The following is a 14,019-nucleotide window of genomic DNA, read 5'->3' on the forward strand; positions in this document are numbered from 1 at the left end:
AAAACCAGCTCTTTTTAGAGCTGGTTTTTTTATTTGAGAAATTTCAGTTAGTCGTTTATTTAATCTCTTCATTTCTTCTCTCTCCAGCGCTTGTCGAACCTGGTCACTTCCGCTTTTTGTGTAATCCAGCTCCAGTGGTCAGGTCCTCGAGGCGCTTCACCGTTCGCTTAGAACACAAAGGGCGTGTTCCAATCGAAAGGCTCCAGCGCTTGTCGGAGCTAGTCGACCACTTCCGCTTTTTATAATCCAGCTCCAGTGGTCAGGTCCTCGAGGCGCTTCACCGTTCGCTTAGAACACAAAGGGCGTGTTCCAATCGAAAGTTTCCAGCGCTTGTCGGACCTAGTCGACCACTTCCGCTTTTTGTGTAATCCAGCTCCAGTGGTCAGGTCCTCGAGGCGCTTCACCGTTCGCTTAGAACACAAAGGGCGTGTTCCAATCGAAAGTTTCCAGCGCTTGTCGGACCTAGTCGACCACTTTCGCTTTTTGTGTAATCCAGCTCCAGTGGTCAGGTCCTCGAGCCGCTTCACCGTTCGCTTAGAACACAAAGGGCGTGTTCCAAACGAAAGGTTCCAGCGCTTGTCGGACCTAGTCGACCACTTCCGCTTTTTATGTTAATATAAATAAAATTTATTTATTTCTGAAAACGGTGTTGTGTTCGTGGGCAATCACACGTATAATGTCCATTATATAAAAACAAGTGTCCTCACCAGAAGGACAAAGGAGTGGAGAGTATATGAAGGATTGCGTATCTGTAGGATTGTTAGGACTTGGCACAGTAGGTAGTGGTGTTGTACATATGATTGATTCCCACCAGAAAGAGTTACAGCAGCGAGTGGGTTGTCAGGTGAAAGTGGCAAAGGTGCTTGTAAGAGATATGGATAAAGAAAGAAGCGTTGATCTAGATTCAAGCGTTCTTACTCAAGATCCTGAAGATGTTATCAATAATCCAGAGGTCGATGTTGTGATTGAAGTAATTGGTGGGATTGATCAGGCGAAAGAGTTCATTCTTGCTTCACTTAAGAATCATAAGCATGTTGTAACAGCGAATAAAGACCTGATGGCGATCCATGGAAGAGAACTACTAACTGCTGCAGTTGATCATGAAAGTGATCTTTTCTATGAAGCTAGTGTAGCAGGAGGCATTCCTATTCTTAGAAGTTTAGTAGAGGGATTATCTTCTGACCGCATCACTAAGTTAATGGGAATTGTGAATGGAACAACAAACTACATTTTAACTAAAATGACAAAAAACAATGTCCCATATGAAAGTGTCTTAAAAGAAGCTCAGGACCTTGGATTTGCAGAGTCGGATCCTACTGCTGATGTAGAAGGGTTAGATGCTGCTAGAAAAATGGTGATTCTTGGGACGCTTGGCTTCTCCATGAAGGTTGGATTAGATGATGTAAAAGTAGAAGGCATCACACGTGTTGATGAAGAAGATATCGCTTATAGTAAGAAGCTAGGTTACACAATTAAATTATTAGGCATTGCGAGCTCAACAGACGGATCTATTGAACTTTCGGTTCAGCCAACATTGCTTCCTTCAAGACATCCATTAGCGTCCGTTAACGATGAATATAACGCGGTGTATGTCTATGGTGAAGCGGTAGGAGAAACAATGTTCTATGGCCCTGGTGCTGGTCAATTACCGACTGCCACTGCGGTTGTATCCGATCTCGTAGCTGTTATTAAAAATATGCGGTTAGGTGTGAATGGAAAAAGCGTTATTCTTCCACAGCATGAGCGTAAGTTAACAAGCGATGAGCAAATTAAAAGCAAACATTTTATCAGATTAATTGTAAAAGACGAACCGGGTGCATTTTCAAAAATTTCTCATCTATTCCAAGATCGTGGATTAAGTTTAGAGAAATTGATTCAAGAGCCAGTTGTGAATAATGGTACGGCAGAGCTTGTCATCATTACACATGAAACGAATCAACGAGCATTTGAAGAAGTTCATAATCGTTTAAGAGACTTGGATGTAGTCGTAGAAGTGAAGAGTCGTTACCGAGTGGAGGGAATGTAATGAGCTGGAATGGTTTGATTAAGCAATATAAAGAATATTTACCTCTAACAGAGGAGACACCTCAGCTCACGCTAAATGAGGGGAATACACCGCTGCTAAAGCTTGAGCAACTTTCAAACGAACTAGGTATTTCCCTTTATGTGAAAATTGAAGGAGCAAATCCGACTGGTTCATTTAAAGATCGCGGCATGGTAATGGCTGTAGCTAAGGCGAAGGAAGAAGGCAGTGACGCTATTATATGTGCTTCTACAGGCAACACAGCAGCTGCGGCCGCAGCTTATGGGGCAAGAGCAGGGTTACGCTGCATTATCGTTATACCTAAGGGGAAAGTAGCACTAGGTAAGCTTGCCCAAGCCATGATTTATGGAGCAGAAATTTTTGAGATCGATGGGAATTTTGATGAGGCGCTCAGAATGGTGCGCGATATTGCGGAGACTGAGCCTATTGCTCTTGTTAACTCTGTTAATCCTTACCGATTAGAAGGTCAAAAGACAGCGGCTTTTGAAGTATGTGATCAGCTTGGGGAAGCGCCAGATGTGCTTGCGATTCCAGTTGGGAATGCTGGGAACATTTCTGCATATTGGAAAGGGTTTAAAGAATATGTCTCAGAAGATAGTCGACCGCAAATGCGTGGATTTGAGGCTGAGGGGTCCGCTGCGATCGTTCAAAAGAAAATCATTCCAAATCCAGAGACAATCGCTACAGCCATTCGTATAGGGAATCCAGCGAGTTGGCATCTTGCAGAAGAAGCTGTGATTGAATCGAAAGGTAAAATCGATAGCGTAACAGATGATGAAATTTTGCATGCGTATCAAGAGCTTGCCAAAAAAGAAGGCGTTTTTGCTGAACCAGCTTCGTGTGCTTCGGTAGCTGGAGTAATGAAGCAGGTTGCCTCAGGAGAGATTAAGAAGGGATCAAAGGTTGTTGCCGTATTAACGGGGAATGGATTGAAAGATCCTTCCACTGCAATGGACCTTGTTGTTGCAAAACCACGTGTTGTTGCAGCAGATAAAACACAGTTTCTTGAGGAGCTCAAGGGATGTGTGAGCCAGTGAATAGAGAAGAAGGCCTTTACTTGAAAGTTCCAGGTAGTACTTCAAATCTTGGACCAGGATTTGATTCAGTAGGTCTTGCAATCAATCGCTATTTGCACGTAAAATTAGAACCCTCTTCAGAATGGTCCTTTCATTACGTTGACTTTGATGATGTATTTCCAGCAGGTAAAGATAATATGATTTATCAAACAATCGAGCAAATCGAAAAGAAGTATGGGAATGGAAAGAAACCTTCTCCTTATACTGTGACAATGACGAGTGAACTTCCTTTAGAGAGGGGACTTGGGAGCAGCGCTGCAGCCATTGTCGCTGCTGTCGAAATCGCGGACTTTACAATGGGTCTTCATCTAACGATTGAAGAAAAAGTACAGATTGCTACAACATTTGAAGGCCATGCTGATAATGTTGCCGCGTCCCTTTATGGAGGACTAGTTATTGCAACTGGAGAGGAAGGTATAGGAACGATTTCACATCAAGTAACTGATTTAGAGATGATCGCACTAATTCCACATCGTAAATTGAAAACAACGGATTCTCGATCAGTGTTGCCCGATATGCTCCCTTTTCAAGAAGCTGTAGAGGCAAGCAATATCGCAAATGTTTTTGTAGGCGCTGCTCTTCAAAATGATTGGAAATTGGCGGGTAAGCTAATGGAGCGTGATCTTTTTCATCAACCTTATCGAAAACATCTAGTGCCAGACTTAGAAAAGGTTCGTGCGATTGCTATGGATAATGGAGCGTATGGAGCTGCTTTAAGCGGTGCTGGTCCAACATTAATTGTCTTTCATGCCAAAGCATCGTCGAATGAACTTCGCTTAGCGCTAGAAAAAGCTTTTCCTGAGTATTGTTGTGAATTGCTTATACCTGCGTCAACAGGGATAGAAATAACGTACGGAGCTTATCAAAATCAATCCATTTAATTGAGAAGTCGTCCTCTAGAAGGGCGGCTTTTTTTATGTTTTTGGACGGATGATCGCCTGACAAAACTAGTGATAATTATCCAAAATAACCTCGCTCTAACCGGCACAATCTGACAGTTTTATAAAGAAACTTAGTCTATACTTAGTATCAAAATCGCAAGGGGGGAGGCGTTCGGTGGCAGTATACCTTGATGTGATCTGGTTGCTAAATTTTTGTTTCGATTACATGCTACTTGCGCTAACTGGGATACTGCTGAAGAAACAAGTGAAAAAGAGACGGCTTGTTACTGGTGCATTAATCGCTTCGTGTTATGTGCTTTTTCTTTTTGTTCCTGCCCTAACATTTATGGTAAACCCATTCATGAAGCTGCTCTACTCCTTACTTATTGTTGTGGTAACGTTTGGCTTTACAAGGTTTCGTAGCTTTTTTCAATGTTGGCTTCTCTTCTATTTTGTCACGTTTATGATTGGCGGAGGAATGATGGGGGCGCATTATTTCTTTCAAAAAGATATGACAGTGTATAACGGAGCGGTCGCTACACAAAGTACTGGATTTGGGGACCCCATTAGCTGGCTTTTTGTGATAGTTGGTTTCCCTATTGTTTGGTTTTTTTCAAAAAGAAGAGTGGATCATCTTGAGACAACACGAATTCATTTTGATCAACTAGCAGAAGTTAGTATCCGAATTGATGATGTGACAATTTCAGCTAAAGCACTTGTCGATAGCGGCAACCAGCTACAAGACCCTTTAAGCGGCTCACCTGTTATGATCCTCGATATGACGGTGCATGAAGCGAACTTTCCACCATCGTTTATTCAGAAAGCCAAAAACATCACAGAATTCCAGGAAGAAGGAGAGGAGGATCGTTGGGAACATCGGTTACGTATTGTTCCGTTTCGGGCAGTCGGACAAGATCATCAATTCTTGTGTGCTGTAAAGCCGGATGAAGTATTGATCTCGATGGAGGGGCGTTCATTAACTGTCAAAAAAGTACTTGTTGGATTAAGCTTTCATACGATTTCAGGAGAAAAAGATTATACGTGTATCCTTCATCCGAAAATGCTGACAGGACATAAGGCGACTGCGTCATAGAAGAGAAAACAAGACGACCAAGGAGGAGTTCGAGATGGGGAAAATGAAAATTAAGTTAGTTCTATGGTGGCAGCGGATCCTAATGAAGCTTGGTATTAAACCTGATGAGATCTATTACATAGGAGGGAGCGAAGCATTACCTCCTCCTCTATCGAAAGATGAAGAGGCCCATTTATTAATTCAATTACCTAAGGGAGATAAAGCAGCAAGGTCGATTTTAATTGAGCGTAATCTTCGCCTGGTCGTTTATATTGCACGGAAATTTGAGAATACGGGGATCAACATTGAAGATTTAATTAGTATTGGTACGATTGGTCTCATCAAAGCAGTAAACACATTTAATCCTGAGAAAAAAATCAAGCTTGCAACCTATGCATCAAGGTGTATAGAGAATGAAATATTAATGTTCCTTCGACGGAATAATAAAATACGCTCAGAAGTTTCATTTGATGAGCCGCTTAATGTGGACTGGGATGGGAATGAGCTCCTTTTGTCTGATGTACTAGGGACAGATGAAGATATCATTACGCGCGGGATAGAAGCTCGCGTCGATCGTAGATTACTTGTGAAGGCATTAGAAACACTTAATCCAAGAGAAAAACAAATTATGGAGCTAAGGTTTGGTCTTGCTGGAGAAGAAGAGAAAACGCAAAAAGATGTTGCCGATTTACTTGGCATTTCTCAATCATATATTTCAAGGCTCGAAAAGCGCATCATTAAACGACTTCGAAAAGAGTTCAATAAAATGGTCTGAGCTTCTTAGCATAATAGATGCATAAAATTCCCACTCGCGGAGATACTTTACTTTGACAGCATCTCCGATGAGGAGGGAATGAGTTGACACGAAACAAAGTCGAGATTTGTGGAGTAGATACATCCAAACTTCCAGTACTTAAAAATGAAAAAATGAGAGTACTCTTTAAGCAGATGCAGGAAGGGGATATTTCGGCACGTGAAGAACTAGTGAATGGTAATTTAAGACTTGTTCTAAGCGTGATCCAGCGATTTAATAATCGAGGAGAATACGTGGATGATCTATTTCAGGTGGGCTGCATTGGCCTGATGAAATCCATAGATAACTTTGATTTAGGGCAAAACGTGAAATTCTCTACTTATGCAGTGCCGATGATCATCGGTGAAATCAGAAGATATCTCCGTGACAATAATCCGATCAGAGTGTCACGATCTTTAAGAGATATCGCTTATAAGTCTCTCCAGATTAGAGATAAATTAATGACGAAGAATTCCAAAGAACCAAATCCGACTGAAATTGCCAAAGAGCTTGGGGTGACGAAGGAAGAAGTAGTCTTTGCACTTGATGCGATTCAGGATCCTGTTTCATTATTTGAACCTATTTATAATGATGGAGGCGACCCCATTTTCGTTATGGATCAAATCAGTGATGATAAACAGAAAGACATCCAGTGGCTTGAAGATATTGCTTTAAAGGAAGCCATGACAAGATTAAATCAGCGAGAGAACATGATCTTACAAATGAGATTCTTCCAGGGTAAAACGCAAATGGAAGTAGCAGATGAGATTGGAATTTCGCAGGCACAGGTGTCCCGACTCGAGAAAGCGGCGATACACCAAATGAATAAAAATATCCAAAGTTAGAACGAGACCTGGGAAACAGGTCTTTTCTTTTGCCTTCTTTTCATATAATGAGATGAAAGGTGGGTGCGCGATGATAAAAATATCAGAATTTCAGGTGAAAGATGTTGTGAATGTCTCGAATGGACGTAAGCTTGGTCACATCGCTGATCTGGAAATTAATTTAACGACAGGAAAAATAGAAGCGATTGTGATTCCAGGGGCAGGTAAAATGATGGGATTGTTTGCGCGAGAAAGTGATGTCGTTATTCCATGGCGCAACATAGTGAAAATTGGGTCAGATGTCATTCTAGTAAGACATCATGATACAGCTGATGGCGAATCGTTTCAGAAAGAATCATAAGGAAAGAAAGATCTAACAATCTATATCCCTTAGGCACAACATATTATGATAAAATAAGGTATAAACTGTATCATGGTATAAAGGGGTGCAACTGTGGAAAAAGAACCATTTCAACCATCAACACATAAAACATCACTGGCACTGAAATTTCCAGATCAAGCTGAACGGAACGATAACCTGATAGCAGGTTTTTCAACCCGTAGAAACGGAGTTAGCCAGACTCCGTTTTCTAGCTTGAATCTTGGATTCCACGTACCAGATCGAGCGAGAGATGTACTAATAAATCGCGAAACCCTTGCCTATGATATCGGACAATCCCTTGATCGATGGATCGTTGGTGAGCAAATTCATGGCGCCGACATTGCGAATGTAACAGCAGCGGATAAGGGACGAGGAGCAACGAATCATCAAGATGCCGTTCCGAAAGTGGACGGGCTATATACAGATGATCCCGAAGTTCTTCTAACCGCTCTTTATGCCGATTGCGTACCGCTCTATTTCTATGCGCCATCAGCTAAAAGAGTGGGGATTGCCCACGCAGGCTGGAAAGGAACTACGAAGAATATTGCAGGAGAGATGATTCGTGCGTGGAACAATGATGGAATCCAAACCGACGATATTTATGCTGCAGTCGGCCCTTCAATAGGGAAATGTTGCTACGAGGTTGATGATGGCGTTATCGAACACATTAAAGCGCTAGTAGGAGATCAGGATCTGTTTTTTGATGAAAAAGCAACAGGGAAATACCAGCTTGATTTAAAAGCCGTGAATCGCGAGCTCCTCCTTCGGTCAGGGATTAAGGCGAGTCAACTATCAGTTAGTGACTATTGTACAAGCTGTAGCAATCTGTTTTTCTCTCACCGAAATGAAAATGGAAAAACAGGAAGAATGATGGGATACATAGGACTCGGGGAGGTATAGCGTTATCGTGAATGTAAGAGAAAGTCTAGAAACAATCAAAGGAAAAATTAACGCAGCAGCAGAACGGTCATGTCGTGATCCTCAGCATATTCATGTTGTAGCGGTGACGAAATATGTTAGCGTCGAACGTACAAAAGAAGCATTAGAAGCTGGCGTTACTCACTTCGGTGAAAGTCGTGATGAGGGGCTATTGAAGAAAGTAGAAGCTATTGGCACATTGCCTTCGTGGCACTTTATTGGCACACTACAATCTCGTAAAGTAAAAGACATTCTTCCATTTGTAAATTATATTCACTCCCTCGATCGTATATCTCTAGCTAAAGAAATACAAAAGAGAGCTGATGGTGAAGTAAACTGTTTTGTGCAAGTTAACGTGTCTGGTGAAGAATCTAAGCATGGATTATCGCCAGGTGAGACGCTACCTTTTATTGAGTCACTTAATGAATTCTCATCTATTAAAGTCGTAGGATTAATGGCTATGGCTCCGCATACAGATAATACAAATGAAATTCGAGATGTTTTCAAGAAACTTCGTGAGCTTGGAGAACGTGTCCAAAGCCTTTCACTCCCACATGCTCCATGCAATGAGCTTTCAATGGGGATGTCAAATGATTATGAAATTGCTGTTGAAGAGGGCGCGACATATGTTCGCATTGGATCGTCACTTGTCGGAAATGAAAAATAAAATAAGCTCTCCAGGAGGTGCAGGGAATTGGGTATCAAAACGAAATTCAAGCAGTTCTTTGAACTTGATGATGAAACGATAGAGTTGGATGAGCAGCAGGAGCAAGATTCATATATGGAAGAAGAAGAGCCTGAAGTAACTCGAGCGAATCGTAAGCAGTCTAAACAAAATGTGGTAAGTCTTCAAAGCGTTCATAAGAACTCAAGAGTTGTGCTAGTTGAACCAAGAGTGTATGCTGAAGCTCAGGATATCGCTGATCACGTGAAAAATCGGAAGTCTGTTGTGATGAATCTTCAACGTATTCCACAAGATCAGGCGAGACGCATTGTCGATTTTCTAAGTGGAACAGTCTACGCTGTTGGTGGCGATATTCAGAAACTCGGTCCGGATACGTTTATATGTACACCGGACAATGTTGAAATTTCAGGTAACATTACAGATGAAATTTACGAAGACCAGTAATTAAGAAAGGGTGAAAAGTTTGAACATAGTTTCAATCTTACTTTCAGCAGTACAAATTTATACGTGGATCCTCATCATTTACATCTTTATGTCATGGATTCCAAATGCAAGAGAATCTTCTATTGGACGAATGATTGCTTCTATAGCAGAACCATATCTAGCTCCGTTTCGTAAGATTATTCCTCCAATCGGTGGAATGCTTGATATTTCTCCGATCGTAGCCATTTTCGCACTTCAGTTTGTGCAATATGGAATTATTGCGGTCTTTAGATTCATAGGCTAATGTCTATTTACGAACACTATCGTCCAGAAGAAAGAACATTTGTCGATCGCGTTTTACAATGGCAGGATGAGGTTCAAGAAAGGTATGCTCCCAGGTTAACCGATTTTCTTGATCCAAGAGAACAGGATATGGTGAGGCAAATCATTGGAAATCACTCTGACGTGGGCGTGTTTTTTTCGGGTGGAGTTGAAGGGTCTGAGCGTCAGAGGGCTCTTCTTGTTCCTCCTTACTTTGAACCAACAACGGAAGATTTCGAGATAATCGCTTTTGAAATTACATATCCAGCCAAATTCGTATCACTTACTCATCCAGATTTGCTTGGGGCAATGATGGGTCTTGGAATTAAGCGTGAGAAGTTTGGAGATATCCTTGTGCAGGATAGTGCTGCGCATTTAATCGTAGCGAAGGAAATTGCTGATTTCGTGAAAATGAATTTAACACATGCAGGGAAAGCGTCCATATCTCCTAACGAAATTCCATTAACGAGCGTAAGCGTCGAAGAAGCTTCCTGGCAGGAGCAGTCAGGCACAGTAACAAGCCTTCGTTTGGATACGGTACTTGCTGAAGTATACAATCTATCACGAGGTAAGGTTGCTCCGATGATTGAACATGATCGAGCGAAATTAAATTGGAAGATCGTCAGTCAACCTTCTGCTGAAGTGAAAGAGGGAGACTATTTATCGTTACGAGGTTCAGGTAGAAGTAAGATTATTTCTGTTGATGGCAAAACAAAGCGGGATAAATGGCGAATTACGTATCAAATTCGTAAATAGTTTGTCATAAATAGAAGGAATATCCAAATGATTGTCGAAATACGAGTAAGCCGGGTATATGAAAAAAGAGAGTAAATCGGAGGTGGCTGAATTGCCTTTAACACCATTAGATATTCATAACAAAGAATTTACACGCGGATTCCGCGGTTATGATGAAGATGAGGTCAATGAGTTTCTTGATCAGGTAATCAAAGATTATGAAACGGTAATCAGAGAAAAGAAAGAATTGAATGAGAGAGTGAAGCTTCTAGAAGAACGACTTGGGCACTTCTCAAACCTTGAAGAAACGTTAAATAAGTCGATCCTAGTAGCACAAGAGTCAGCGGAAGAAGTGAGACAAAACGCTAAGAAAGAATCCCAGCTCATCGTAAAAGAAGCTGAGAAAAATGCCGACCGCATTATTAATGATTCGCTTGCTAAAGCGCGTAAAATCTCCATGGATAATGAAGAGCTGAAAAAACAAGCAGCGGTTTATCGCACGCGTTTTCGTATGCTAGTTGAAGCCCAGCTAGAGATGCTAAATAATGAAGACTGGGATGGCTTAGTGGCTCGATTTGATGAGGAAGAAGATCAGCAACAGGAGCAAATCGAAGAAAAAGCATAAAGCACTCATTTATTTTTTGTCATTTCCTTGACTTCTTATTTTTATTTACACTATACTTCTATTAATAGCAATAACGATCGACGAAGATGGGAAGAGTATCTGATTCTTACTTAACAAAGCGAGCCGGGAATGGTGTGAGCCGGTGTTAAGCAATCAGAGAAGATCGCCCCTGAGTCCCGTGCTGAACGATAAGTAAGCCTCGGCGAATCATTCACGTTACGAATGCAAAGTGAGCGCAAAGCTTAATTTGGGTGGTACCACGGGAAAACCTTCTCGTCCCTTTTCGGGGACGAGAAGGTTTTTTTATTTTGTAGCACACTTTGAAGAAACAACTCCCGAGTGGCTGAAGATCGTTACGGTTGTTGCTCGTTATAAGTTGAAGGAGGAAACCTCATGAGCTATAAAGAAACGCTCTTAATGCCAAAAACAAAATTTCCGATGAGAGGAAATTTACCGAATAAAGAGCCCGACATGCAAAAAGAATGGGCAAACATTAATCTCTATGAAAAAGTACAGGAAAGAACGAAGGACCGCCCCCTATTCGTCCTACATGATGGCCCTCCATATGCCAATGGTGACATCCATATGGGTCATGCAGAGAACAAAGTTTTAAAAGATATCATCGTTCGATATAAATCAATGAACGGTTTTAATGCTCCATATGTTCCTGGTTGGGATACGCACGGACTTCCAATCGAGCAGGCGTTAACGAAAAAAGGCGTCGATCGTAAGAAGTTAACGGTTGCTGAATTTAGAAAGAAATGTGAAGAATACGCATTAAAACAAGTTGATCGTCAGCGTGAACAATTCAAGCGACTTGGAGTTCGTGCTGATTGGGATAATCCATATATTACGCTTGATAAAGGCTATGAAGCACAGCAAATTAAAGTGTTCGGAGAAATGGCAAAACGCGGTTATATTTATAAAGATAAAAAAACCGTTTATTGGTCTCCGACATCTGAATCAGCATTAGCAGAAGCTGAGATCGAGTATCAAGATAAGCGCTCTGCATCGATTTACGTTGCGTTTGATGTAAAAGATGGAAAAGGTGTTCTTGATGGCGATGAGAAATTTATCATCTGGACAACAACACCGTGGACAATTCCTTCAAACCTTGCCATTGCGTTGAATGAGAAGTTTGAATACAGCGTCATTGAAGCGGATGGTACGAAATATGTTGTAGCAACAGAGCTTGTTGATCAATTAAAAGAAGAATTTGAGTGGAACAACGTAAGTGAAGTGAAGCGCGTAAAAGGTAGCGAACTTGAATACGTGACGGCTCAGCATCCAATCTACGATCGTGAATCTCTTGTGATCCTTGGTGACCACGTAACGCTTGACGCAGGTACAGGTTGCGTTCATACAGCCCCGGGACACGGTGAAGATGACTATATGATCGGAAGAAAGTATAAGCTAGACATCCTTTGCCCTGTAGATGAGAAAGGTGTTTTCACTGACGAAGCTCCTGGCTTTGAAGGTATGTTCTATGACAAAGCAAATAAACCAATTACTGAAAAACTTGAAGAAGTTGGCGCGCTAGTGAAGCTTACATTCTTCACTCACTCTTACCCACACGATTGGCGTACGAAGAAACCAATCATTTTCCGTGCAACAGAGCAGTGGTTTGCGTCGATCAAAGAGTTCCGCCCTGAACTTCTTCAAGCTGTAGCAGATGTGAAATGGTTCCCATCATGGGGTGAAATTCGCCTTCATAATATGGTGAAGGATCGTGAAGATTGGTGTATTTCTCGTCAACGTGCATGGGGCGTTCCAATCCCAGTGTTCTATGGCGAAAATAATGAGCCAATCATTACAGATGAGACAATTGCTCATGTATCAGAATTGTTCCGTAAGCATGGATCAAACATTTGGTTTGAGTGGGATGCAAAAGAACTTCTACCTGAAGGATTTACTTCAGAGCATAGTCCAAACGGTGAATTCCGCAAAGAAATGGATATCATGGATGTTTGGTTTGACTCAGGTTCTTCTCACCAAGCTGTTCTGGAAGAAAGAAGCGACCTTGCAAGACCTGCTGATTTGTATCTAGAAGGTTCTGATCAGTACCGTGGCTGGTTTAACTCGTCCCTTTCAACAGCTGTAGCCGTAACAGGGAAAGCACCTTATAAAGCGGTTCTCAGTCATGGATTTATTCTTGACGGTGAAGGAAAGAAAATGAGTAAGTCACTTGGAAATACAATGGTACCGAATGATGTTATGAAACAATTGGGTGCGGATATTCTTCGTCTATGGGTATCATCGGCGGATTATCAAGCTGACGTTCGCGTATCGAATGATATTTTAAAACAAGTAGCTGAAGTGTACCGAAAGATTCGCAACACGTTCCGCTTTATGCTTGGGAACCTTGAAGGATTTGACCCAACAGAGCATCAAGTGGCGTATAAGGATTTAGGTGAACTTGATCAGTATATGCTTGTGAAGCTAAATAATCTCGTATCGAAAGTGAAAAAAGCTTATGATGAGTATCAGTTCTTAACGGTTTATAATACGATCCATAACTTCTTTACAATTGAAATGAGCTCGTTCTATCTCGATATCGCGAAAGACACGCTTTATATTGAACATGCAGATCACCCGAACCGTCGTGCGATCCAAACGGTTCTTTATCAGACAGCTGTTGCGCTTACGAAACTTCTTTCGCCTATCATTCCGCACACTGCTGAAGAAGTATGGCAGTTTGTCCCTGGTGAGAAGGAAGAGTATGTACAGCTTTCCGATATGCCAGAAGTGAAGAATTTTGAAGGTACAGCTGATCTTGAAGAAAAATGGGATCATGTGATGGAGCTTCGTGACGAAGTTCTAAAAGCACTAGAAGAAGCGCGTAACGAGAAGAAAATTGGTAAATCGTTAACCGCTCAGCTTCATATTTATGCTGATAATGGTACGAAGGATTTGCTTGAAGGCGTAGCAAATCTTGAGAAGCTCTTTATCGTATCAGGTGCTACAGTGGCCGGTACGAAGGCTGAAGCACCAGCAGAAGCGAAAGTATATGAAGAACTAGCGATCTCCGTTTCACCTGCTGAGGGAGAAACGTGTGAGCGCTGCTGGCAAGTGAAAAAAGACGTTGGCGCTAATAGCGAATACCCAACTCTTTGCGCTAGCTGTGCTGAAACAGTTAAAAATCATTACTAATTAATGAAATATATCGAAAAGACGCTTTGCGATGCGAAGCGTCTTTTCTTTGTTGTTAGCTCAGTTTCGATTGTCTGCTGAAGCAAGCTG

Annotated in this window: 14 protein-coding genes and 1 other annotated feature; all 14 genes read left to right on the forward strand. The window is 41.7% G+C overall.

Features of this window, described 5'->3' with window-relative positions; translation table 11 throughout:
* Positions 1-733 precede the first annotated feature (733 nt).
* The 14 genes from AC0VYV_RS09535 to ileS all read left to right on the forward strand — a co-directional run bounded on the left by AC0VYV_RS09535 (position 734) and on the right by ileS (position 13,929).
* Positions 734-2,026, forward strand: coding sequence for a homoserine dehydrogenase (locus AC0VYV_RS09535; protein WP_430242808.1), 1,293 nt, complete (start codon positions 734-736; stop codon positions 2,024-2,026).
* Positions 2,026-3,081 carry a threonine synthase gene (thrC, locus tag AC0VYV_RS09540; RefSeq protein ID WP_430242805.1) on the forward strand — a complete coding sequence of 352 codons (1,056 nt, stop codon included), beginning with the start codon at positions 2,026-2,028 and terminating at the stop codon, positions 3,079-3,081. Before AC0VYV_RS09535 ends, thrC begins: the two co-directional genes overlap by 1 nt.
* The gene (thrB, locus tag AC0VYV_RS09545; protein WP_475367249.1) at positions 3,078-4,001 is read left to right on the forward strand and encodes a homoserine kinase; all 924 of its coding nucleotides are present in this window, start codon (positions 3,078-3,080) and stop codon (positions 3,999-4,001) included. Before thrC ends, thrB begins: the two co-directional genes overlap by 4 nt.
* Positions 4,002-4,176: 175 nt before the next feature.
* Positions 4,177-5,094 (forward strand): sigma-E processing peptidase SpoIIGA, encoded by a 918-nt coding sequence (spoIIGA, locus tag AC0VYV_RS09550; protein ID WP_430242800.1) that lies wholly within the window; start codon positions 4,177-4,179, stop codon positions 5,092-5,094.
* Positions 5,095-5,128: 34 nt separating this feature from the next.
* Positions 5,129-5,848: an RNA polymerase sporulation sigma factor SigE gene (gene sigE, locus AC0VYV_RS09555; RefSeq protein WP_194221350.1), complete on the forward strand. Its 720-nt coding sequence runs from the start codon at positions 5,129-5,131 to the stop codon at positions 5,846-5,848.
* 83 nt (positions 5,849-5,931) lie between these two features.
* Positions 5,932-6,711, forward strand: a complete 780-nt coding sequence (gene sigG, locus AC0VYV_RS09560) for an RNA polymerase sporulation sigma factor SigG (protein ID WP_194221351.1) — start codon at positions 5,932-5,934, stop codon at positions 6,709-6,711.
* 70 nt (positions 6,712-6,781) lie between these two features.
* Positions 6,782-7,051: a YlmC/YmxH family sporulation protein gene (locus AC0VYV_RS09565; protein ID WP_098443312.1), complete on the forward strand. Its 270-nt coding sequence runs from the start codon at positions 6,782-6,784 to the stop codon at positions 7,049-7,051.
* 93 nt (positions 7,052-7,144) lie between these two features.
* Positions 7,145-7,972, forward strand: a complete 828-nt coding sequence (gene pgeF, locus AC0VYV_RS09570) for a peptidoglycan editing factor PgeF (RefSeq protein WP_475374779.1) — start codon at positions 7,145-7,147, stop codon at positions 7,970-7,972.
* 7 nt (positions 7,973-7,979) lie between these two features.
* On the forward strand, positions 7,980-8,657 hold the full coding sequence (locus tag AC0VYV_RS09575; RefSeq protein ID WP_430242794.1) for a YggS family pyridoxal phosphate-dependent enzyme: 678 nt from the start codon (positions 7,980-7,982) through the stop codon (positions 8,655-8,657).
* Positions 8,658-8,684: 27 nt separating this feature from the next.
* The gene (locus tag AC0VYV_RS09580; protein WP_194221354.1) at positions 8,685-9,119 is read left to right on the forward strand and encodes a cell division protein SepF; all 435 of its coding nucleotides are present in this window, start codon (positions 8,685-8,687) and stop codon (positions 9,117-9,119) included.
* A gap of 19 nt (positions 9,120-9,138) precedes the next feature.
* Positions 9,139-9,402 (forward strand): YggT family protein, encoded by a 264-nt coding sequence (locus AC0VYV_RS09585; protein ID WP_194221355.1) that lies wholly within the window; start codon positions 9,139-9,141, stop codon positions 9,400-9,402.
* Positions 9,402-10,175: a YlmH family RNA-binding protein gene (locus AC0VYV_RS09590; RefSeq protein ID WP_475368907.1), complete on the forward strand. Its 774-nt coding sequence runs from the start codon at positions 9,402-9,404 to the stop codon at positions 10,173-10,175. Before AC0VYV_RS09585 ends, AC0VYV_RS09590 begins: the two co-directional genes overlap by 1 nt.
* Before the next feature lie 91 nt (positions 10,176-10,266).
* The gene (locus AC0VYV_RS09595; protein ID WP_475367250.1) at positions 10,267-10,779 is read left to right on the forward strand and encodes a DivIVA domain-containing protein; all 513 of its coding nucleotides are present in this window, start codon (positions 10,267-10,269) and stop codon (positions 10,777-10,779) included.
* A gap of 74 nt (positions 10,780-10,853) precedes the next feature.
* Positions 10,854-11,063 (forward strand) — a binding site (T-box leader).
* Positions 11,064-11,172: 109 nt separating this feature from the next.
* Complete coding sequence (ileS, locus tag AC0VYV_RS09600) at positions 11,173-13,929, forward strand: isoleucine--tRNA ligase (protein ID WP_303531210.1); 2,757 nt, start codon at positions 11,173-11,175, stop codon at positions 13,927-13,929.
* The last annotated feature ends 90 nt before the right edge of the window (positions 13,930-14,019 follow it).

The organism is Anaerobacillus sp. QJM3NY_17 (assembly GCF_056173665.1).

Excerpts from the sequence above, each read along its gene's own strand:
- AC0VYV_RS09535 (WP_430242808.1), top strand. The coding sequence starts at position 734 with ATGAAGGATTGCGTATCTGTAGGATTGTTAGGACTTGGCACAGTAGGT.
- thrC (WP_430242805.1), top strand. The coding sequence starts at position 2,026 with ATGAGCTGGAATGGTTTGATTAAGCAATATAAAGAATATTTACCTCTA.
- sigE (WP_194221350.1), top strand. The coding sequence starts at position 5,129 with ATGGGGAAAATGAAAATTAAGTTAGTTCTATGGTGGCAGCGGATCCTA.
- AC0VYV_RS09565 (WP_098443312.1), top strand. The coding sequence starts at position 6,782 with ATGATAAAAATATCAGAATTTCAGGTGAAAGATGTTGTGAATGTCTCG.
- AC0VYV_RS09590 (WP_475368907.1), top strand. The coding sequence starts at position 9,402 with ATGTCTATTTACGAACACTATCGTCCAGAAGAAAGAACATTTGTCGAT.
- ileS (WP_303531210.1), top strand. The coding sequence starts at position 11,173 with ATGAGCTATAAAGAAACGCTCTTAATGCCAAAAACAAAATTTCCGATG.